20 protein-coding genes are annotated in these 19,816 nt (G+C 59.5%); 6 read left to right on the top strand and 14 right to left on the bottom strand.

Going from position 1 to position 19,816, the window contains the following annotated elements:
* The first annotated feature begins 16 nt into the window (after window positions 1–16).
* On the top strand, window positions 17–349 hold the full coding sequence (locus ACR0NM_RS00915; RefSeq protein ID WP_170511344.1) for a DnaJ family domain-containing protein: 333 nt from the start codon (window positions 17–19) through the stop codon (window positions 347–349).
* Here ACR0NM_RS00915 and ACR0NM_RS00910 read toward each other — a convergent pair whose 3' ends face one another.
* Complete coding sequence (locus ACR0NM_RS00910) at window positions 350–1,132, bottom strand: crotonase/enoyl-CoA hydratase family protein (protein ID WP_480612791.1); 783 nt, start codon at window positions 1,130–1,132, stop codon at window positions 350–352.
* Window positions 1,133–1,281: 149 nt separating this feature from the next.
* On the opposite strand from ACR0NM_RS00910, the gene ACR0NM_RS00905 reads away from it, so the two are divergent.
* The gene (locus ACR0NM_RS00905; protein WP_480612789.1) at window positions 1,282–2,382 is read left to right on the top strand and encodes a pyridoxal phosphate-dependent aminotransferase; all 1,101 of its coding nucleotides are present in this window, start codon (window positions 1,282–1,284) and stop codon (window positions 2,380–2,382) included.
* Window positions 2,383–2,472: 90 nt separating this feature from the next.
* Here ACR0NM_RS00905 and ACR0NM_RS00900 read toward each other — a convergent pair whose 3' ends face one another.
* The 6 genes from ACR0NM_RS00900 to ACR0NM_RS00875 all read right to left on the bottom strand — a co-directional run bounded on the left by ACR0NM_RS00900 (window position 2,473) and on the right by ACR0NM_RS00875 (window position 11,298).
* Window positions 2,473–3,663 carry a pyridoxal-phosphate-dependent aminotransferase family protein gene (locus tag ACR0NM_RS00900; RefSeq protein ID WP_480612787.1) on the bottom strand — a complete coding sequence of 397 codons (1,191 nt, stop codon included), beginning with the start codon at window positions 3,661–3,663 and terminating at the stop codon, window positions 2,473–2,475.
* 51 nt (window positions 3,664–3,714) lie between these two features.
* Complete coding sequence (locus ACR0NM_RS00895) at window positions 3,715–4,347, bottom strand: bifunctional 4-hydroxy-2-oxoglutarate aldolase/2-dehydro-3-deoxy-phosphogluconate aldolase (RefSeq protein ID WP_170397269.1); 633 nt, start codon at window positions 4,345–4,347, stop codon at window positions 3,715–3,717.
* Window positions 4,348–4,351: 4 nt separating this feature from the next.
* On the bottom strand, window positions 4,352–6,157 hold the full coding sequence (edd, locus tag ACR0NM_RS00890; RefSeq protein ID WP_480612785.1) for a phosphogluconate dehydratase: 1,806 nt from the start codon (window positions 6,155–6,157) through the stop codon (window positions 4,352–4,354).
* Between the two features lie 2 nt (window positions 6,158–6,159).
* On the bottom strand, window positions 6,160–7,605 hold the full coding sequence (gene zwf / locus ACR0NM_RS00885; protein ID WP_170799859.1) for a glucose-6-phosphate dehydrogenase: 1,446 nt from the start codon (window positions 7,603–7,605) through the stop codon (window positions 6,160–6,162).
* A gap of 165 nt (window positions 7,606–7,770) precedes the next feature.
* Window positions 7,771–10,014: a phosphoenolpyruvate--protein phosphotransferase gene (gene ptsP, locus ACR0NM_RS00880; RefSeq protein WP_170404255.1), complete on the bottom strand. Its 2,244-nt coding sequence runs from the start codon at window positions 10,012–10,014 to the stop codon at window positions 7,771–7,773.
* Window positions 10,015–10,059: 45 nt separating this feature from the next.
* Window positions 10,060–11,298 carry an aspartate kinase gene (locus ACR0NM_RS00875; RefSeq protein ID WP_170397275.1) on the bottom strand — a complete coding sequence of 413 codons (1,239 nt, stop codon included), beginning with the start codon at window positions 11,296–11,298 and terminating at the stop codon, window positions 10,060–10,062.
* A gap of 155 nt (window positions 11,299–11,453) precedes the next feature.
* Here ACR0NM_RS00875 and ACR0NM_RS00870 point away from each other — a divergent pair, with 155 nt between their 5' ends.
* A complete protein-coding gene (locus tag ACR0NM_RS00870; protein ID WP_170397277.1) occupies window positions 11,454–11,810 on the top strand; it encodes a hypothetical protein in 357 nt (118 codons plus the stop codon).
* Here the strand turns inward: ACR0NM_RS00870 and ACR0NM_RS00865 are convergent.
* The 5 genes from ACR0NM_RS00865 to ACR0NM_RS00845 form a co-directional block, all read right to left on the bottom strand.
* On the bottom strand, window positions 11,804–12,442 hold the full coding sequence (locus ACR0NM_RS00865; protein ID WP_170424264.1) for an SDR family NAD(P)-dependent oxidoreductase: 639 nt from the start codon (window positions 12,440–12,442) through the stop codon (window positions 11,804–11,806). The genes ACR0NM_RS00870 and ACR0NM_RS00865 overlap by 7 nt on opposite strands.
* 3 nt (window positions 12,443–12,445) lie before the next feature.
* Window positions 12,446–12,901 carry a DUF1178 family protein gene (locus ACR0NM_RS00860; RefSeq protein WP_480612782.1) on the bottom strand — a complete coding sequence of 152 codons (456 nt, stop codon included), beginning with the start codon at window positions 12,899–12,901 and terminating at the stop codon, window positions 12,446–12,448.
* A 71-nt stretch (window positions 12,902–12,972) separates the two neighbouring features.
* Window positions 12,973–13,458 carry an NUDIX hydrolase gene (locus tag ACR0NM_RS00855; RefSeq protein WP_480612780.1) on the bottom strand — a complete coding sequence of 162 codons (486 nt, stop codon included), beginning with the start codon at window positions 13,456–13,458 and terminating at the stop codon, window positions 12,973–12,975.
* A gap of 80 nt (window positions 13,459–13,538) precedes the next feature.
* Window positions 13,539–14,306 carry an EcsC family protein gene (locus tag ACR0NM_RS00850; RefSeq protein WP_480612778.1) on the bottom strand — a complete coding sequence of 256 codons (768 nt, stop codon included), beginning with the start codon at window positions 14,304–14,306 and terminating at the stop codon, window positions 13,539–13,541.
* Window positions 14,307–14,359: 53 nt separating this feature from the next.
* Window positions 14,360–14,854: a GNAT family N-acetyltransferase gene (locus tag ACR0NM_RS00845; protein WP_170511441.1), complete on the bottom strand. Its 495-nt coding sequence runs from the start codon at window positions 14,852–14,854 to the stop codon at window positions 14,360–14,362.
* Window positions 14,855–14,926: 72 nt separating this feature from the next.
* Between ACR0NM_RS00845 and ACR0NM_RS00840 the strand changes: the two genes are divergently transcribed.
* The gene (locus ACR0NM_RS00840) at window positions 14,927–15,532 is read left to right on the top strand and encodes a flavin reductase family protein (protein ID WP_480612776.1); all 606 of its coding nucleotides are present in this window, start codon (window positions 14,927–14,929) and stop codon (window positions 15,530–15,532) included.
* Window positions 15,532–16,176 (top strand): CatB-related O-acetyltransferase, encoded by a 645-nt coding sequence (locus ACR0NM_RS00835; protein ID WP_170397291.1) that lies wholly within the window; start codon window positions 15,532–15,534, stop codon window positions 16,174–16,176. The genes ACR0NM_RS00840 and ACR0NM_RS00835 overlap by 1 nt, the downstream gene beginning before the upstream one ends.
* Before the next feature lie 30 nt (window positions 16,177–16,206).
* Here ACR0NM_RS00835 and ACR0NM_RS00830 read toward each other — a convergent pair whose 3' ends face one another.
* A complete protein-coding gene (locus ACR0NM_RS00830; RefSeq protein ID WP_170397293.1) occupies window positions 16,207–17,841 on the bottom strand; it encodes a SulP family inorganic anion transporter in 1,635 nt (544 codons plus the stop codon).
* Between the two features lie 205 nt (window positions 17,842–18,046).
* On the opposite strand from ACR0NM_RS00830, the gene ACR0NM_RS00825 reads away from it, so the two are divergent.
* Window positions 18,047–18,919, top strand: coding sequence for an S-methyl-5'-thioadenosine phosphorylase (locus tag ACR0NM_RS00825; protein ID WP_480612774.1), 873 nt, complete (start codon window positions 18,047–18,049; stop codon window positions 18,917–18,919).
* 2 nt (window positions 18,920–18,921) lie between these two features.
* On the opposite strand, the gene ACR0NM_RS00820 is transcribed toward ACR0NM_RS00825, so the two are convergent.
* On the bottom strand, window positions 18,922–19,779 hold the full coding sequence (locus ACR0NM_RS00820; protein WP_480612772.1) for an alpha/beta hydrolase: 858 nt from the start codon (window positions 19,777–19,779) through the stop codon (window positions 18,922–18,924).
* Window positions 19,780–19,816 lie beyond the last annotated feature (37 nt).

Raw genomic sequence — 19,816 nt, 5'->3', positions numbered from 1 at the left:
GCGGTAAAATGAGCGCATGTTCGGATCGCTTGGAAAACTGATTGAACGCCAGATCAAAAAGGCGCAGGCCGAAGGCCAACTGCAGGGTCTTGAAGGCGAAGGTGCCCCGTTACCCGACCGCTCGGGCGAGGCACAAGGCGATCCCGCCATTGCTGCGGGTCATCGGATCATGGCGCAGGCCGGAGTGCTACCCGAGGAGTTCGACATCAAGAAACAGCTCGACGCCGCCCGCAAGGAGTTTGCAGCGCTGACTGACAATCAGGACCGCAGGGCCGCAATGGCAAAGATTGCTGATCTTGAGATGCGATACAACATGGCCCGCGATGCACGGCGCGCATTCATGCGGTGATCATTTGAACTCGGGCTTTCGGCCCTGCATCTGTGCCATGACAACTTCCATTTGATCCGACTTACCGATCAGGTCGACCTGTTCGGTAGATTCGGCCAACAGCACATCAGCACGGTCACGGGTTTCGGCCAAATCAATCAACCGTTTGGCGGCGCGGATGGCGGACGGGCTTTTACCCGCGATGTCCTCGGCCAGCGCCAGCGCTTCGGTCAGGGGATCATCGGACAGTTTGGTAACAAGCCCCCAATCTGCCGCCTGTGGCGCTCCGATAGGGCGGGCGGTATAGGTCAGCAGGCGCAGCACGTCCGAGCGCACGAGCTCTGGCAGCAGAACCATGCCGCCCATGTCGGGGATAATGCCCCATTTCATCTCCATCACTGCCAGCTTGGCTTCGGGATGCGCGATGCGGATGTCAGCACCCAGCGCAATCTGTAGCCCACCGCCATAGGCGACGCCTTGAATAGCGCAGATCACCGGCACCGGGACGCGCCGCCAGATCAAGGCAAGTTCCTGCATTTCGTTGGCATCTTCGTGGCTGCGGGTCATCAGCCATTCGCTTGGGTCTGTGTGCGCCATGCTGGCAAAGCTGGCCATATCGAGCCCAGCGCAAAAGCTTTTGCCTTCCCCCGATAGCACCACCGCGCGGATGTCGGCTGCGGCGACCTCTTGACCGGCCGAAAGGATCGCCTTGATCATCGCATCGTCCAGCGCGTTCATCTTGTCGCCGCGAGTCAGCGTGATATGGGCAATGTGGTCTTTGTATTCGACGGATACGCGGGACATGGGACCTCCGGGGCGTGATTTGCTGTATAAACATGCCAGCAAGACGCCAGCAGCGCCACAGCGACGTCAGGGCAAACCGCGCATCCGAAGCCTCCTTTGAACTTCTGGCAAGGCTTGCCCCGCCTGATCGGTTGCGCTTATCTGCGGCCATGACTGGTCCTCGTTATACCCCGCTTGCCCTCACGCTGCCCGCGACCGTGCCTTTTGTCGGCCCCGAAACGCAGGAGCGCCAACGTGGCGCGCCCTTCGTGGCCCGGATCGGTGCGAATGAAAGCGTGTTTGGCCCGTCCCCGCGCGCCATCGATGCAATGCAACGGGCCGCAGGCGAGATATGGATGTATGGCGATCCCGAGAATTACGAACTACGCCATGCGCTGGCGGTACATCATGGGGTTGCGCCTGAAAATATCGTGGTTGGCGAAGGCATTGACGGGTTGCTGGGCTATCTGGTGCGCCTGCTGGTTGGTTACGGCGATGCAGTTGTGACTTCGGATGGAGCTTATCCGACTTTCAATTACCACGTGGCCGGGTTTGGTGGGGTATTGCACAAGGTCCCCTACCGCGACGATCACGAGGACCCGACGGCACTGTTCGCCAAAGCGGCGGAGGTAGACGCCAAGTTGGTCTATCTGGCCAACCCGGACAACCCGATGGGAACATGGCATTCAGGTGAGGATATCGTGTCCGCTCTGGAGGCTTTGCCAGAGGGCTGTTTGGTGGTTCTTGACGAGGCATATGTCGAATGCGCGCCCGAGGGGACCGCTGCACCTGTCGCTGCTGATGATTCACGTGTGATCCGGATGCGAACGTTTTCCAAGGTTTATGGCATGGCCGGGGCGCGGGTAGGCTACGCTATCGGCTCGTCCGAGTTGATTGCGAGCTTCAACAAAGTGCGCAACCATTTCGGCATGAACCGAGCCGCGCAGGCAGGGGCATTGGCCGCGCTAAAAGATGAAGATTGGCTGACGCATGTGCAGCAAAGGATTGCCGGGTCCCGGAACCGCATCGAAGAGATTTCACGGTCGAATGGTCTGGTGCCTTTGCCGTCTGCGACAAACTTTGTGGCGATTGATTGTGGGCGCGATGGGGTGTTTGCCAAGGCCGTGTTGGACACGCTCGTTGAACAAGGCGTGTTCGTGCGGATGCCATTTGCCGCGCCCCAGAACCGGTGCATTCGGGTCAGCTGCGGAGGTGAGGCGGAAATGGCGGCGTTTGAAGCTGCTCTGCCCACGGCCTTGGCAAAAGCCTGAGCCTCGTAAAGGGGGCTGTCTGCCCCCGATCGCGCCCAAGCGCGATTTCCCCCGAAGTTATTTATGGCCAGATGAAGAGGCGGATCGGGCTTATCCGGCCAGCGTCGCGGCGGCGGCTTCGAGCGCGCCCTGACCACGGGGGATATCGAGCGCAGCCATAGCGGTTTCGACGCCACCCAGCATGGCCATGACCATTTGAGCGTTTACGTGCCCCATGTGGCCAAGGCGGAAGCAGCCGTCCCAATCCTCCATTCCCAGACCGATTCCCAGCGTCAGACCCAGTTGGGTTTCGGTATAGCTGCGCAGCGGCGTGCCCCGCCCCTCGGTCAGGCGGAGGGCAGTGACCGCGTGGCTTCGATGGGCCGGGTCGGTGACGTTGAAATGCAGCGCGCCACCTTGCGCCCAGATTTCACAGGCGGCCCAGATGGCCTTTGCCAGGTGTTCGTGGCGGGCCCAGACCTGTTCGATCCCTTCGCCATGGATCAGGTCGAGCGCGGCGCGCAGGCCATACAGGTGGTGGGTTGGCGCGGTGCCGTTGAAATACTGATAGAACAGATCTGGATTGGCGCGTGGTTGCCAGTCCCAATACTGCGAGACGCGGGGCATTGTGGCGCGCTTGGCTTGCGCCTTGTCGTTGAAGAAGACAAAGCCGGTGCCCGCCGGGGTCATCAGCCCTTTCTGGCAAGCCGTGACAGTGACGTCGACACCCCAGGCATCCATCTCGAACCGGTCGCAGCCCATCGACGCGATGCAGTCAGCCATCAGCAAGGCTGGGTGGTCAATGTCGTCGAGCAACGCTCGCAAGGCCGGGATATCGTTGCGGATCGATGTGGACGTATCGACTTGGACCGCAAGGACCGCTTTGATCTTGTGGCTGGTATCGTTACGCAGGGCCTCGGCGATGCGGTCAAGATCCCAGGGCGAGGACATTCCGAAATCGATCAGGTCAACCTTGGCGCCGATTCCTTCGGCCATCTCGGCCCAACCGTGGGTGAAGCGGCCAGAGGCCGGGGCAAGCACGGTTTCACCGGGCGCGATGACGTTGGAAAGCGCAGCCTCCCATGTACCGTGGCCGTTGGCGATATAGATGGCGACGTTGTGCTGGGTTCCGGCAACGCGTTTCAAGTCTCGGGTGAGCGCGGGCATCATCTCGATCAATTCGCCGTCATAGATATTGGGCGACGGACGGTGCATCGCCTGCAGCACCGTATCGGGCATGACCGAAGGGCCGGGGATGGCCAGATACTCGCGCCCATGCGCGAGGGAGGTTTGGTTTGTCATGAGGGCAACCTGTTTGAATTGAGGCCTACCCTAGCGTCTTGCCCTGCGGCGTCAATCCAGCAGACTGGCGGCCTCGCGGGCAAGTGTTTCGATCCCGGACCAATCACCGTTTTGAACCATCTGCTTGGGCGCGACCCAGCTGCCGCCGGCGCAGACAACATTCGACAGCGACAGGTAATCGAGGGCATTTGACGGCGATACGCCACCAGTTGGGCAGAAGGTGATCTGCGGTAGCGGTGCGCCGATGGCTTTTAGGGCGGGAGCCCCTCCTGAGGCCTCGGCGGGGAAGAATTTCAGCATGTCATAGCCCTTTTCCAGCAGCGCCATGGCTTCGCTTGCAGTAGCCGCACCGGGGAGAAGGGGCAGTCCTTCGGCTTCGCAGGCGGCGATCAGGGCATCGGTCGCACCGGGTGAGACGCCGAACTGAGCGCCCGCCTCTTTGGCAGCGCGGACATCTTCGGGTGTGACCAGTGTACCCGCCCCGACAACACCGCCGGGGACGTTGGCCATGGCGCGGATCGCGTCGAGCGCGGCGGGAGTGCGCAAGGTGACTTCAAGCGCCGGGAGGCCACCGGCGACCAAAGCTTCGGCCAACGGGCGCGCATGGGCCGCGTCGTCGACGACCAGGACTGGAACAATCGGGGCCAGCGCGCAGATCTCGCGGGTGCGTTGGGTTTTAGACATTGGGTTACACTCCGAAAATGCTGGCGCCGGTGTCGGCTGAGCCGACATTCTGACGGAAGGCGCCGAAGAGGTCACGGCCAACGCCGTGTTGGTTTGCCGTAAGGTCGGCGGTGGCCGGATTTCGGTCGAGAACACCGGGGGTCAGGACTTCCAACTCGCCCTTGACCGCATCAACGCGCAACTGGTCGCCGTCTTGCAGATAGGCGATCGGTCCACCATCCAGCGCCTCGGGGCAGACATGGATGGCGGCGGGCACTTTGCCGGATGCGCCCGACATACGGCCATCGGTGACCAGAGCCACCTTCTGCCCCCTGCCCTGCAGGATCGACAGGATCGGCGTCAGCGAATGAAGTTCAGGCATACCGTTGGCTTTTGGCCCTTGGAAGCGAACAACAACGATGACGTCATCGGTGAATTCTCCGGCTTTGAAAGCGGCTTTAACGGCGTTCTGGTCGTGGAATACACGCACGGGCGCTTCGACCACTTGGTGTTCAGGTGCTACAGCCGACACCTTCATGACCCCTGTGCCCAGATTGCCGGTCAAGCGAGAGAGCCCGCCCGTGGGTTGGAACGGGTCTTTGGCCGGGCGAACGATCTTTTCGTTCAGACTGTGGCCCGCGCCCTCTTCCCAGACCAACTCGCCGTCTTTCAGCTTGGGTTCTTTGGTGTAGTTGTGCAGGCCCTGCCCCGCGACAGTGAGCGTATCGGGGTGCAGCAAGCCATCTTCCAGCAGCGTACCGATGGCAAAGCCCAGGCCACCCGCAGCGTGGAAGTGGTTCACGTCTGCCAGACCGTTGGGATAGACGCGCGCGACCAAAGGCACGACAGCGGAGATGTCGGAAAAATCCTCCCAGTCCAGCACGATCCCACCCGCGCGCGCCATGGCGATCAGGTGGATCAGCAGGTTGGTGGAGCCACCGGTGGCCATCAGGCCGACGATGCCATTGACGAAAGCGCGTTCGTCGAGGATCTGGCAGACCGGTGTGTAGTGATTGCCCAACGCGCTGAGCGACAGGGCGCGGCGCGCGCCTTCCTCGGTCAGCGCATCGCGCAGGGGTGTGTTGGGATTGACGAAGCTGGAGCCCGGCAGGTGCAAGCCCATGAACTCCATCAGCATCTGATTGGTGTTGGCGGTGCCATAAAAGGTGCAGGTGCCGGGGCCGTGATATGCGGCCATTTCGGCCTTCATCAGCTCTTCGCGGCCCACCTCTCCGGCGGCGAATTTCTGGCGGACCTTGGCCTTTTCGTCATTCGGCAGGCCACTGGTCATCGGACCTGCAGGCAGGAAGACGGCAGGAAGATGCCCAAAGGCTTGCGCGCCGATGATTAGGCCGGGCACGATCTTGTCACAGACGCCCAGGAAAACGGCGGCGTCATAAGTGTTGTGGCTTAGCGCCACTCCGGTCGCCAACGCGATCACATCGCGCGAGAACAGCGAGAGTTCCATCCCCGCCTCGCCTTGCGTGACGCCGTCGCACATGGCTGGCACGCCGCCTGCAACCTGCGCTGTGCCGCCTGCTGCGCGGATCGCATCGCGGATCAGGGCCGGGTAGCGTTCGAAAGGCTGATGGGCCGAGAGCATATCGTTATAGGCGGTGACGATCCCCAGATTGCCAGCCGTGCCGGTGGCCATGGAGTCCTGATCTTCGCCCGCCCCGGCATAGGCGTGGGCCTGCCCGCTGCAGGACAGGTGCGCGCGCGCAGGGCCCTTGGATTTGGCCTGCTCCATTCGTTCAAGATGCGGACCACGCAGATCGGCGCTGCGGTCGATGATGCGTTTGGTGACGTCGGATATAACTGTGTTGACCATGATTACCCTCCGATCTGACGCCAGCGGCGCCCATCGCGATGCATCAGCATCAATGCTTCTTCGGGCCCCGAACTGCCCTGATCGTATTTCGCGGGCTTATCGCCACGCTCTTCCCAGCCGTGAATGATGGGATCGACCCAGGCCCATGCGGCCTCGGCCTCATCGCCACGCATGAACAAAGTCTGGTCGCCGCGGATGACATCCATGATCAGGCGTTCATAGGCATCCGGGGATTGGCCGTCGTCGCCCAGCGCATCAGCGAAACTCATGTCGAGTGCAACGTCGGACAGGCGGAACCCGCCCTGCCCCGGTTCCTTGATGGTGGTGCGTAGCGTGATGCCTTCGTCCGGTTGCAGGCGGATCACCAGCACGTTGCCATGCAATGGTCCGACATTCGGAAAAATCGTATGCGGCGGATCGCGAAAGAACACTGCAATCTCGGATTCACGTGCGCGCAGGCGCTTGCCGGTCCGCAGATAAAACGGGACACCGGCCCAGCGCCAGTTGCCGATATGCGCCTTCAGCGCAATGAAGCTTTCGGTACGGCTGGCGGGGTTGCCGACGTGATCCAGATAGCCATCGCCCCCTTTTTCAGTGCGGTACTGACCACGAGCGATATCCTTGGGTTCCACCGGCTCCAGCGCTTCGATCACTTTGACTTTCTCATCGCGCACCGCGTTGGGTGAGAATTTCGAAGGCGGTTCCATCGCCGTCAGGCACAGCAATTGAACCAGATGGTTCTGGATCATGTCGCGCATCGCGCCGGACTGATCATAATAAGCACCGCGCCCTTCGACGCCCACGGTTTCGGCCACGGTGATCTGGACGTTATCAACATGAGTGGCGTTCCAGAGCGGTTCGAAAAGCGAGTTGGCAAAGCGCAGCGCCATCAGGTTCTGCACGGTTTCCTTGCCCAGATAATGATCGATCCGGTAAATCTGATGTTCTTCAAAACAGGCCCGCAGCCCTTCGTTCAACGCTTTGGCTGATGCCAGATCGTGACCAAAGGGTTTCTCGACCACGATACGACTGTCAGGTGTGGACAGGCCGTGCTCGTTCAGACGTTGGGCGATGCCCGAGAAAAGGCTTGGGCCTACTGACAGATAGAAGGCGCGTACCACATCCGGTCGCAGCGTTTTCGCTAGGTCAGACCAACCCGCATCGCCAAGCGCATCTACCGGAACATACTCGACGCGGGACAGAAAGCGATCAAGCGTATCCTTTTTAAAACCCGGCGCAAACTCTTGCATCGACGCACGCAGCTGTTCACGGAACCCGTCGCTGTCCATGTCGGATCGGGCGGTTCCAATGATGCGCGCATCCTCAGGCATCTGGCCGACTTCGAAGCGATGATAGAGGCCCGGCAGGATTTTACGCTGCGCCAGATCGCCCGTCGCGCCGAACAACACAAGGTCGAACCGATCTACCGGAATTACGCGTGAGACCATTGCAAGGCTCCTTTCGAATTCCCCGCCAGCATAAGCGAGGTTTCAGCCCGGGATTAAAACGCATGTGCGTCATTAGCTATGTTATCGCTAACATTCACCGGCTGAATAGAAAACCTGAGCGCAAAAATCAAGCGCGGATTTGCAGCGGGCATCGCGGAAGATCAGTCAGGACTGCGTCCGCAGCCAGTCCATCACCGCCGGACGCACGGATTGTTCCCCACGATGGCGGGCATCGGCGATAATTTTACGCACATCCTGAAGGTTCGACCGCAACAACAGGCTTTTGACCGGCCCGATTGAGGCCGGGCGCATCGAAAGGGTACGGATGCCCATGGCCGCGAGACACAGCGCCTCGACCGGGCGGCCGGCATCTTCGCCACAGAAGCTGAGCGGTGTGTCCGAGATCGAGCATCTCTCAACGATACGTTCAATGAAACTCAGAAAGCTGACATTCAGAGTATCGTAGCGACGGCGAACCAGTTCATTTTCGCGGTCGGCGGCGAAGAAAAACTGTTTCAGGTCGTTCCCACCGATCGAGATAAAGCCGACTTCGTCAAAGAACTTCTGCGGCGCAAAGGCAAGTGAAGGCGTTTCCAGCATCGCCCCCACTTCGAGCGATTCAGGCAGAACATGGCCCAGACGCCGTTCACGCTCGATCGTTTTCTTGACCTCCCAGCGCGCCTCTCGGAATTCGTCAGCCTGCGCGACAAACGGGAACATGATCGTCAGGGGGCGGCCATCGGCGGCCCGGATCAGCGCCTGCAACTGCATCCGCATCACGCCGCGCTTGTCCAGACCCACCCGGATCGCCCGCCAGCCCAGCGCAGGGTTCGGTTCTTCCACATGCTTCATATAGGGCAGAACTTTGTCTGACCCGATATCGAGTGTACGGAACACCACACGCTTTTCGCCCGCAGCATCCAGAACCCGTTTGTATTGCGTCACCAGCTCGGATCGCTTGGGCATCTGATTGCGGATCAGAAACTGCAGTTCGGTGCGGAACAGGCCCACGCCCTCGGCACCAGAATTGCTAAGTGAGGGCAGATCGGCCATCAGGCCCGCATTCATCACCATGTTGATTCGCGCACCATCCTGAGTAACGGTGGGCGTTTCACGGATCGAGGCGTAGCGCTCCTGCGCTTTGGCCTCCATCGCGATTTTGTCACGGAACGCACTAACGACGGTGTCTTCGGGGCGCAGATGAACGACACCGCTATCGCCATCAACCAGAATGTGATCGCCGTTCAGGGCTTCGGTGGTGATGCGGCCTACATGCACCACCAGTGGGATCGCCAACGCGCGCGCCACGATAGTGGCATGGCTTCCGACCGAGCCTTCTTCCAACACGATCCCTTTGAGAGAACGGCCATATTCCAGCAGATCACCGGGGCCGATATTTCGCGCAATTAGGATCGGATCGGGCGGCAGGTCAGCCCCATTTCCGTTACCCTGTCCAGTCAAAATTCGCAGCAACCGATTGCTGAGGTCGTCCAGATCGGCCAACCGTTCACGTAAATACGGATCGGTAACCTGCCCCATGCGAGCCCGCGCCTGAGATTGTTCTTTCTCGACCGCCGCCTCTGCGCTGAGACCAAGAGCGATGTCCTCCTCCATCCGGCGCATCCAACCCTTGGAGTTGGCGAACATCCGGTAGGCTTCCAGAACCTGCAACTGCTCTTTGTCGCCGCCCTGAGAAATCTCAAGCATCTTGTCGACGCCGACGCGTAGCTCTTCAACGGCCTCGGTCAGCCGCTCACGCTCACGATGCGGGTCTTCGGCAATGGGATTGGTGACAACAACACGAGGTTCATGCAGCCAGACATGGCCTTCAGCAGATCCCTCCTGCGCCGGGCCACCGGTAAGTTGCACCGATTGCTGGTGCAGCGGTGACAAGGCCGCGCCTTCGCCGACGAACGCGCCCAGTTCGGCCATTTCGGCCAGAACCATCGCGACAACTTCCAGCGCATAAACCTCGTCCGCTGAAAACTCGCGCGCGTCCCGGGACTGAACCACCAGCACGCCCAGTTTCTGACCCAGACGCTGTACCGGCACACCAAGAAAGGACGAATACCGTTCCTCGCCGGTTTCCGGCATGTACCGAAAGCCCTTGGCCGAGGGCGCGTTCGCCGTATTCACCACCTTGCCAGATTTGGCAACGCGACCGACCAGCCCTTCGCCCATACGCATCCGCGTCTTGTGCACCGCTTCTGGGGACAGACCTTCGGTGGCGCACAGTTCAAGCGTATCCTCATCCCGAAACAGGTAGATCGAGCAAACTTCACGACCGGTACTGTCGGCGATCAGGTGCGTGATCCGGTCAAGACGTTCCTGACCGGCGGCTTCGCTCGCCATTTCTTCGCGCAGCCGTCCCAGCAACTTGCGAGATTCTGTTTCCGTGCCTTCCGCCATGGCCCACCCACGTTACGGTTTCAGACAGGACACTTGGCTGAAAGCTCAGGCCGCCTTGTCCAGTTCAAAGGCATCATGCAGTGCCTGAACCGCAAGTTCCATGTATTTCCTGTCGATCAGGACGGAAATTTTAATCTCGGAGGTTGTAATGACCTTGATGTTAATCCCCTCATCCGAGAGAATCTTGAACATCTTGGCCGCAACACCGGATTGCGAGCGCATACCGATCCCGACAACTGAGACCTTGCAAACATCCTCATCCGCAACCAGTTCGGCGTAGTTCAGCTCACCCTGATCCTTGATCGCCAGCAATGCCTTTTCGGCGCGGGAGACCTGATTGGTCGGACAGGAGAAGGTCATGTCGGTGCGCCCTTCGTCCGAGATATTCTGGACGATCATGTCCACGTTCACGCCCTCGTCGCTGAGCGCGGTAAAGATGATCGAGGCGATGCCGGGACGGTCCGCCACGGAAACGACGGTCATCTTGGCTTCGTCGCGGGAATAGGCCACACCGGCCACAACATTGGATTCCATGATATCCTCCTCGTCGCAGACCAGTGTACCGGCCTCGTCGGATTGTTCCTCAAAGCTTGAAAGAACGCGCAGTTTCACCTTGTAGCGCATCGCCAGCTCGACCGAGCGGGTTTGAAGCACTTTGGCCCCCAGCGAGGCCAGTTCGAGCATTTCCTCGAACGAGATCTTGTCCAGCTTGCGCGCCTTTTCACAGATGCGCGGGTCGGTCGTATAGACACCGTCCACATCCGTATAGATGTCGCAGCGCTCGGCTTCGAAAGCGGCAGCAAAAGCCACGGCGGTGGTGTCCGAACCGCCCCGACCCAGCGTGGTGATGCGACCTTCGGGGCTGATGCCCTGGAAGCCCGCGACCACCGCAACGCGCATCCCTTCGCCGAATTTCTGGTTGATATTCTCGGGCGGGATTTCTTCGATCCGGGCCGCTGAATGGGCACCGTTGGTGATCAGCGGCACCTGCCAACCCTGCCAGCTGCGCGCCGGGATGTCCATTTCCTGCAGGGTCAGCGCCATCAGGCCAGCTGTAACGTTTTCACCAGAGGAGACAACGGCATCATATTCGCGCGCGTCATAGAGCGGAGAGATTTCATCGACCCAGCCCACCAGCTCGTTGGTCTTGCCGGACATCGCCGAAACGATGACGATGACGTCATAGCCTTTGGCTACCTCGACACCAACCCGTTTGGCAGCACGGCGGATCCGGTCCAGATTGGCGACCGATGTGCCGCCGAATTTCATCACGAGTACGGGCATGGGGGCTAGTGTCTCCGCGCCTTGAATTTCTGATCCCGTGCCTCTTATGCGAGGGGGGGCGCAAGGGCAAGTGGGCAAAGTCTGCACCGCAGTGCTTTACTTTGGTCGTGCGTGGTGTAAGCGTTCGGTCAAAGTCTTATTCCAAGAGGATTTCAATGTTCCGCTTTGCCCTTGCCCTAAGCCTGGTTTCGACTGCCGCAAATGCCCAAGTGGCCACCCTATCGGGAACGGATGGCGAGAACTCATTAGGCACCGTTCCATGCGCTGCATTGGCAGGTGATACACTGGCCAGTTGTCCGGCCGAATTGCGGAAGCGCGAAGATGGAACGGCGACGTTGGCGGTTCAGTTGAACACTGGCGAGGTTCGGCGGATTTACTTCACCAAAGGTGTGCCGGATTCCAGCAGTTCGACATCGAAACTGACCTATGAGACACGCGGTGATATCATGGTGATCTTCATTGATCCCGGTGAAGTCTACGAAATCCCCAAGGCGGCCCTGAACTCTCAGTAAGGGTGCGCCCGACCATCCCAGGTTTCAAAACAACCGGTAGTATCGAGCGAGAGAGCCGCAAATCGCTCGATCAAGCCGTTTGCCGCCTGATCGACCGTGATCTCTGCTGCAGATCCGCCCATGTCCGTCTGCACCCAGCCCGGATGGTAGATTCCCACCGCAATGCCATCCGCCTGTAGGTCAGTCGCTAGGTTGCGGCCCAAATTCAGCGCCGCCGCCTTTGACGCACGGTAGATATAGCTGCCACCCGGCGCGCGCGTATGTGACGCCATCTGAGACGAAACGATGGCGATCCGGCCCCGCGCGGTACACAGGTTCGGCAACAAGGACTGGATGGTAAGAAACACGCCTGTCACGTTGGCGGCGAAGCTTTGCGCCCACATCTCGGCGGGATAGCCACTAATGTCGTGTCCTTTGTCCAGATAAACGCCCGCATTGCAGATCAGCAGGTCAATCTGGCGGCCTCGCAGTTGCTCGGCCATTGCAGCGTGCTGTTCTGGGTCCGTGACATCCAGCACGATATCTGCGCTACCGTCCCGGGCAGTTCCGGTCACTTCATGACCTTCTGCACGATACTGATCCGCAATGGATTTCCCGATCCCTCGGTTCGTGCCCGTAATAACGATGTGCATGGGTCAGTTGGTCTTGCGGCTAGGAACAAACGGCAACGGTGCGACCGGCACGCCGTCTTCAATCAGCGATTGCGCCTCTTCGGGCTTGGCCTCACCATAGATCGCGCGCTCGGGCGCATCCCCCAGATGGATTTTGCGGGCTTCTTTGGCGAAATCCTTGCCCACATAGTCCGAGTTTTCCTCGACCTTTCGACGCAGTTCGCTGAGGACCTCAGCGATCTCGGGCGAAGGTGTTGCCATGCTGATCTCATCCGCAGAAGGCTGCTCTGGTGCAACCTCGGTCACCGCCTTGCGCGCAGGTCGGACACGCGGTGTCATCACCGCCTTTTCCACCTTGTCGCAGCCGCAGACCGCGCAGGTTACCAACCCGGCCGCTGACAGTTTGTCAAAGCCGGCTGCGGATTGAAACCAACTGTCAAAGCTGTGGTCATTGCTGCATTTCAATGCGTATTGAATCATATCACATCCAAAATCCGGTTGGCGAATAGATACCGACCAACATGGCAATATCAAGTCTTGATCTTGTCGCGCTACTGCCGGTGCAGCCCGAATCCACCCAAAAGCGCGGCGAGATCAGGCGACGCCACTTTCGATGACGCCTTTTTGGGCGAAACCCATTTGCGCCTGCGCTCACCCGCTTCGGGAAAATGCGCCTCGGATCGCTGCACATGCAGCGGAAACACATCAACTAGACACAGCGCCGATGGCTTGCCAGGCCGGTTCTTGATATAGGCAAACCGACCAAGGCTTTCGCTTCCGCACTGCCCCAAAACACCAGCCTCTTCCCAGGCCTCGCGGGCGGCTGTTTCAGACGGGGTCAGCCCGTTGATCAACCACCCCTTCGGGATGATCCAGCGCCGCGCCCTGCGCGTTGTGATCAACAAAATCTCTGGCAGGTCATCATTGGTTCGATAGCAAAGCGCAGCGGATTGAGCATAAACAGGCAGCGCCCCGGAAAGGGAGAGGTTTTCTGCCGAAAGCCCGGCAATCGCACCACTACTGCGCCCGTCAAACACGGTTCATATCCACTGCTCGCTCCGCTTATGTTGCGGTTTATAAAGTGATATTTATCATATCCGGCAGAGTCTGCCAAGCTTTACGGGAAAGCGCCCTTATTAAGAGCCATCCGCCCCGACAAGCGCCGCACCAGCTCGTCATGAGGTATGTCGGCATCAATCGCCAATCGACGCAGCCCAAAATGCACATGCGCGATCTGCTGGTAGTAGCGGGTATAGACAAAATTTGTACCGCCCCCGGCAAGCGCCCCAAGCAACGGTACAGACTGCGCCGCCAGCTTCTGGCCCAGCACTAAGGACAGGCGCGGCGCCACCATCGCAATGAGGCGTTGCATGGTCGGTCCGCTCAGGGTCATGCGCATTGAGAAAAAGCCCAGATCAGCCCCGTCATCCTCGGCCAAAGGACCTGCGGCTGACAACACTCGGATCGAGTCGAATTTCACGTTCTCGGCGGTCGGATCAAATCCTTCCCGCATCGCTGCGCCTTGGATCGCGCGCAGCATCATGGCGGTTGTCGCGGGCAGCTCGACAAGTGCTGTGGACACTCCACCCAGACCTCCGGCTGCGCCCATGGCAGTAGTCAAGGCTGTGTTGACCCATGGTTTCTGGTCCGGCACGGCACGCCGAGAGCCTTCGGCCGCATGCATGGCAAGCCAAAGCGCCTGTTCGGTTGCTTCGGTCAGACCTTCTCGCACCGGCTTAGGTAACTGATCCAATAAGGATTCCGCCGAACCACCAAGCTTGTTCAGCAGATTCACTCCTGCGCCACCTGCCGCACCGTACAGCTGCGCAAGCCGATCAAGCTCGGCCTCGGGATCGAGTTTTTCGACAAGAACCACGTCCTGCATCTGTGCCCTCCTGTCCTGAAAACATCGGGACTTTGCAGCGGGTTTTCAATGGGTCAACGGGTCCAGCGCCTAACAAGCCCCTGAATTTCGGACCAAACTCCGGGGGTCAGTTCCAAACCCAGTATGCGATCAGGGTTGGTGGGCGGGGGCATTTCGACACCCGTCAGCGGGGTGAACCCGAACCGGGCATAATAGGGCGCATCGCCCACAAGCATGACGCGATCCCACCCTTTGGCGCGCCCGGCCTCTACCCCCTGATGGATCAGATATCCGCCCAACCCTTCGCCTTGATGGGTCGGGTGGACCGCCACTGGACCTAGCAGCAGCGCGTCATGTTCACCCACATGCACGGGCCAAAACCGGATCGCACCAGCCAGAATGCCCTGCCCATCGCGCGCGACCTGCGACAGGCCAGCGACAGGCGGCACGTCATCGCGCAGACGATAGGACGACAACGCCTCGCGCCCCGGAGCAAAGCACAGGTCATAGAGCGCTTCGACCTCCCACCAGTCTTCCGGCTCTTCCGGCCTGATCTTGAATTGCTGCACGCGCGCCCTCTTATCCTTGCTGGAAATCGCCCTAGCACTTCGATAGGCCTTGGGCAAACGCTTGGAGTCCATATGTTCTATCGCCCCGAAGACGGCCACGGCCTGCCGCACAACCCCTTCAACGCCATCATAACCCCACGCCCGATCGGCTGGATTTCGACGCGCGATGCTGACGGGATCAACAACCTGGCCCCGTATTCCTTCTTCAATGGTGTCGCTTATACACCGCCTCAGGTGATGTTCGCCTCAACCGGCTCCAAACACGATCAGGATGGCGGCAAGGACAGCATCGCCAATATCGTGGCCACGAAGGTATTCTGCGTCAACGTGGTGGCCCATGCGCATCGCGACGCAATGAATGCCAGCTCAGAGGGTTTGGAAAAGCACGTCGACGAGTTCACTCATGCTGGGCTGACACCCGTTGAATGCGAAACCATAAATTGCTCTCGGGTCGAGGGAGCGCCCGCAGCGCTGGAATGCAAACTCACTCAGATCGTAACTCTGCCGGGTGAGTCCAATCGGGTGGTGTTCGGAGAGGTCACTGGTGTGCACCTGCACGATGACCACATCCGTGACGGCAAATTTGACGTGACCTCATTCAACCCGCTCGCGCGGTTGGGTTATCGGGACTATTCTATGGTGACAGAATTGTTCAGCCTTTCACGCCCGGATGACTAATGCCACTGCCTGATCCTACACGCAGATATCCGATTGTTCTGCCCGACGGCTCTAGCCACAACGGAACAGTGTTTCTGTCTCAGGCCATCGATCATCCCCGCTTTGAGGCAGGAGCTTACACTTATGCTTCGGATTTCGATGCGCCGAAGGACTGGGCGCAGCGGCTTGCTCCGTATCTGTTTCCCTTTTCAGAAGAAAAGCTGATGCTGGGCAAGTTCTGCCAAATCGCTCATGGAGTAAGGTTTATCACTGCCTCCGCAAATCACGCGACCGATGGCTTGACCTGCTTTCCATTTCCAATCTTCGATCCGGATCGCATGTCAGGCTACCAGCCTGATACACGTGATACCGTTATCGGGCACGATGTCTGGATCGGTTACGGAGCTTTGATTTTACCCGGAGCGCAGATCGGAAATGGCGCGATTGTTGGCGCAGGCTCGGTCGTGCGGGGTCAGGTTCCACCCTATGCAGTCGTTACCGGCAATCCGGCAAAAGTCCGGCGCTATCGTTTTGATCGCGATGTGATTGAAAGGCTGCAAGACTTGCGATGGTGGGATTGGCCCGCAGAAACAATCACTCGGGCCGAAGATGCCTTGCTTTCAGGCAATATCGATGCGTTGGAGCGCATTGCTTCTGAGATATAAGGCGGCCAATCCGGCCGCCCTTTCGCGTATTCAGTGCCCGCCCAGAATACCGGTGCGGACCGAATAATCCACAGCCAGTTCGTAATCCGGGTCATCATCGCTGTCGACCATCAGATGGCCGGCCTTGTTCAGCAGTGTATGACAGTCACGGCTCAGGTGCCGCAGCATGACGCGTTTGCCAGCCGCTTCGTATTTGGCGGCGATGTTTTCGATAGCCTGCAGCGCGGATTGGTCCACGACACGGCTGGCTGCAAAGTCGATGATGACGGTCTCGGGGTCGTTTGTTACGTCGAACAGCTCCACGAAGCCCTCGGACGAGCCAAAGAACAGCGGGCCCTGAATTTCATAGACCTTCGCCCCTTCTTCCGTTTCCGAGTCGCGCGTAACCGCGTGGATGCGTTTGGCGTTATTCCATGCATAAGCCAGGGCAGAGACAATCACACCTACCACAACAGCCACCGCAAGGTCTTCCATCACGGTGACGACTGTCACCAGTACGATCACGAACGCATCCATCAAAGGCACCTTGCGCATGATCTTCAGCGAATTCCAGGCGAAGGTTCCGATCACCACCATGAACATCACACCGACAAGTGCGGCCAGTGGAATCTGCTCGATCAGAGGCGAACCCACCAGGATGAAGAGCAACAGAAATAGCGCTGCAGCGATACCTGCGATACGCGTGCGCCCGCCTGACTTCACGTTGATCATCGACTGACCGATCATCGCACAACCGCCCATACCACCAAAGAAACCGGTGACTACGTTCGCTGTGCCCTGCGCGATACATTCCTGCGAAGCACCACCGCGCTTGCCGGTGATCTCACCCACAAGGTTTAGCGTCAGCAGGGATTCAATCAGACCGATTGCGGCAAGGATCAGGGCATAGGGCAGGATGATTTCAAAGGTCTCCCAGTTCAGCGGCACCATAGGTATATGGAAGCTGGGCAGGCCGCCTTCGATCGAAGCCAGATCACCGACACGCGGGACGTCCAGCCCAATGCCAATGACCAAAGCAGCGACAACAAAAATCCCGGCCAGAGGCGCTGGGATGACGCGGGTGATGCGGGGCATGATCCAGATCACAGCCATGGTCAGAGCGACCAGACCCAGCATTGTGTAGAGCTGTAGGCCCGAAAGCCACTCGCCACCGCCCATGCCGTGGCCGGTATTTTCCATGGTTCCGGGCACTTTGAATTGCCCCAGCTGCGCCAGAAAGATCACAATCGCCAGGCCGTTCACAAAGCCCAGCATCACCGGGTGCGGCACAAGACGGATGAACCGGCCCCAATGCATCGCTCCTGCGATAATCTGCATAATCCCCATCAGCACCACTGTAGCGAACAGGTATTCGACCCCGTGCTGCGCAACCAATGCGACCATGACAACCGCAAGCGCCCCGGTTGCGCCCGAGATCATGCCGGGGCGACCACCGATCAACGCAGTGATCAGACCAACCAGGAATGCGGCATAAAGCCCGACCAGAGGGTGCACCCCGGCGACAAAGGCAAAGGCCACGGCTTCGGGGACCAGCGCCAAGGCGACGGTGAGACCGGACAGCAACTCGATCCGCAGGCGGGAAAAGGTCAATCCCTCATCCGGGACCCAGCGCAAATCGGGTTTGGCTATACGATTGGCAAAGCTTGCCAGCATGGCTCGGGGCATGGATCGGTCCTGTTGGTCGGTTTTGTTCGCGCGAAAGGGGCCTTCTAGCGGTCAAACCGGTCTTGAGATACCGCGCCAGGCGGGACCCTGATATGCGCCGTGCGCATAGCTTGACCCAAGCGCACACAAACCGTTGAACCCACTTGTCAAATGAAGCTGTGGCCCGCAGAACTCACACAGCAGGAATTTTCAACGGAGAGCACTCGTGACCCAAACAAAAATCGCCGTCATTGGAGGATCGGGCATTTATGACATCGATGGTCTGGAGAATGCCGAGTGGGTCACAGTAGAAACGCCATGGGGCGATCCGTCGGATCAGATCCTGACCGGGTCGCTGGATGGGGTCGAAATGGCCTTCTTGCCGCGTCACGGTCGCGGACATGTGCACTCGCCGACCGAGGTGCCCTATCGCGCCAATATCGACGCGTTGAAACGGCTTGGCGTAACGGATGTGATCTCGGTCTCGGCCTGCGGGTCGTTCCGCGAACATTTGGCGCCGGGTGATTTCGTGATCGTGGATCAGTTCATCGATCGAACATTTGCCCGTGAAAAGAGCTTTTTCGGGACTGGCTGCGTCGCCCATGTCAGTGTCGCGCATCCGACCTGCCCGCGCCTGTCGGACGCTTGTGAGACTGCAGGCAAGACGGCTGGCATCACCATCCACCGAGGTGGAACCTATCTGGCGATGGAAGGACCGCAATTCTCGTCATTGGCGGAATCCAAATTATATCGCGAACAATGGGGGTGCGACGTGATCGGCATGACCAACATGCCCGAAGCGAAACTCGCACGCGAGGCCGAGCTTTGTTATGCCTCAATTGCCATGGTCACCGACTATGACAGCTGGCACCCTGATCACGGTGAAGTCGACGTGGCCGCCATCATCGCCACGCTGACCGGCAATGCGGAAAAAGGCCGGGCATTGGTCAAAGGTCTGCCCGCTATGCTGGGGACCGACCGTGCGCCCTGCCCGCATGGCTGCGACCAGGCGCTGGAGTATGCCATCCTGACCGCGCCTGAAAAGCGCGATCCGGAATTGTTGGCCAAGCTGGATGCTGTGGCTGGGCGGGTGTTATAAACTCAGTACTGCGACAGTTTCTTTTGCACCTCGTCCCATAGGCCATGCGACCACAAATCGTTGTGGGTACCGTCGGGGATCACGTAAATCTGCGCGGTATCGGACATCTCGGCCAGAGCTTTTCCGTGATGCAGTGGAATAGTTTCATCCTCGGTGCCGTGAAAAATCAACGTCGGCACCGAGATCTGTTCGATAAGATCACGTGTGGCGAACTGATCCCTCATCAAGGCTGAGACCGGCAGGAAAGGATAGCGTTCCGCCGCGACATCAACGGTTGCAGTGAACGGGGCCTCAAGCACCAGAAGTTCTGCATCGGGACGCTCGGCTGCCACAGCGGCAGCAATGCCGGTGCCGAGGCTCTGACCGTGCAGCACCACAGCTTTGCCCTGACCCGCCAGCCTGTCATAGAGCTGAACTCCATCAGAGATCAGCGCCAGTTCCGAGGGCTCGCCTTCGCTGCCCGGAAAGCCGCGATAGCTGGGGGCAAGCAGCCCGTAGCCCGAGTTGAGGATTTCGCGCAGCCGTTCAGCACGGTCCCCCAGATTGCCGCTTTGGCCGTGGAAGAATAGGACGGTCGGTGCATCCGGGATTGCAGCGGGTGCAGCCCAGACCGTCAGGGCAGTACCATCAGCCATTGTCAGCGACAGCGCATCAACATCCGCCAACCCCACCGAAGCCGGATCCGGTAACGTACCTTCGGGTTTGTACAGCAGAGATTGCTGGTTGAAAAACATGTATCCGAGGACGCCCGCATACAAGATCGCCCCGGTCAACAGCAGTCCTACCAAGATGCTTTTGAGGCGCTCGACTCCGGATCTGGCGCGGCCGGTATCGGCCTCAGCGTGTTGGGTTTGAACCATGGCTCCCTCCTTTGGGTCGCATTGCGAGAGTGGGGTA

This window comes from Ruegeria sp. AF2 (assembly GCF_056542025.1).
The sequence above is the reverse complement of the archived record's forward strand: the minus strand, read 5'-3'. Positions and strand labels throughout refer to the sequence as shown.

Bases quoted from the DNA above. Each gene is read 5' to 3' on its own strand.
- zwf (WP_170799859.1), bottom strand. From the start codon at position 7,605: ATGGTCTCACGCGTAATTCCGGTAGATCGGTTCGACCTTGTGTTGTTC.
- ACR0NM_RS00910 (WP_480612791.1), bottom strand. From the start codon at position 1,132: ATGTCCCGCGTATCCGTCGAATACAAAGACCACATTGCCCATATCACG.
- ACR0NM_RS00875 (WP_170397275.1), bottom strand. From the start codon at position 11,298: ATGCCCGTACTCGTGATGAAATTCGGCGGCACATCGGTCGCCAATCTG.
- ACR0NM_RS00850 (WP_480612778.1), bottom strand. From the start codon at position 14,306: ATGCAGGACGTGGTTCTTGTCGAAAAACTCGATCCCGAGGCCGAGCTT.
- ACR0NM_RS00820 (WP_480612772.1), bottom strand. From the start codon at position 19,779: ATGGTTCAAACCCAACACGCTGAGGCCGATACCGGCCGCGCCAGATCC.
- ACR0NM_RS00895 (WP_170397269.1), bottom strand. From the start codon at position 4,347: ATGTCTAAAACCCAACGCACCCGCGAGATCTGCGCGCTGGCCCCGATT.
- ACR0NM_RS00905 (WP_480612789.1), top strand. From the start codon at position 1,282: ATGACTGGTCCTCGTTATACCCCGCTTGCCCTCACGCTGCCCGCGACC.
- ACR0NM_RS00830 (WP_170397293.1), bottom strand. From the start codon at position 17,841: ATGCCCCGAGCCATGCTGGCAAGCTTTGCCAATCGTATAGCCAAACCC.
- ptsP (WP_170404255.1), bottom strand. From the start codon at position 10,014: ATGGCGGAAGGCACGGAAACAGAATCTCGCAAGTTGCTGGGACGGCTG.
- ACR0NM_RS00915 (WP_170511344.1), top strand. From the start codon at position 17: ATGTTCGGATCGCTTGGAAAACTGATTGAACGCCAGATCAAAAAGGCG.
- edd (WP_480612785.1), bottom strand. From the start codon at position 6,157: ATGGTCAACACAGTTATATCCGACGTCACCAAACGCATCATCGACCGC.
- ACR0NM_RS00860 (WP_480612782.1), bottom strand. From the start codon at position 12,901: ATGATTCAATACGCATTGAAATGCAGCAATGACCACAGCTTTGACAGT.
- ACR0NM_RS00835 (WP_170397291.1), top strand. From the start codon at position 15,532: ATGCCACTGCCTGATCCTACACGCAGATATCCGATTGTTCTGCCCGAC.
- ACR0NM_RS00865 (WP_170424264.1), bottom strand. From the start codon at position 12,442: ATGCACATCGTTATTACGGGCACGAACCGAGGGATCGGGAAATCCATT.
- ACR0NM_RS00840 (WP_480612776.1), top strand. From the start codon at position 14,927: ATGTTCTATCGCCCCGAAGACGGCCACGGCCTGCCGCACAACCCCTTC.
- ACR0NM_RS00900 (WP_480612787.1), bottom strand. From the start codon at position 3,663: ATGACAAACCAAACCTCCCTCGCGCATGGGCGCGAGTATCTGGCCATC.
- ACR0NM_RS00870 (WP_170397277.1), top strand. From the start codon at position 11,454: ATGTTCCGCTTTGCCCTTGCCCTAAGCCTGGTTTCGACTGCCGCAAAT.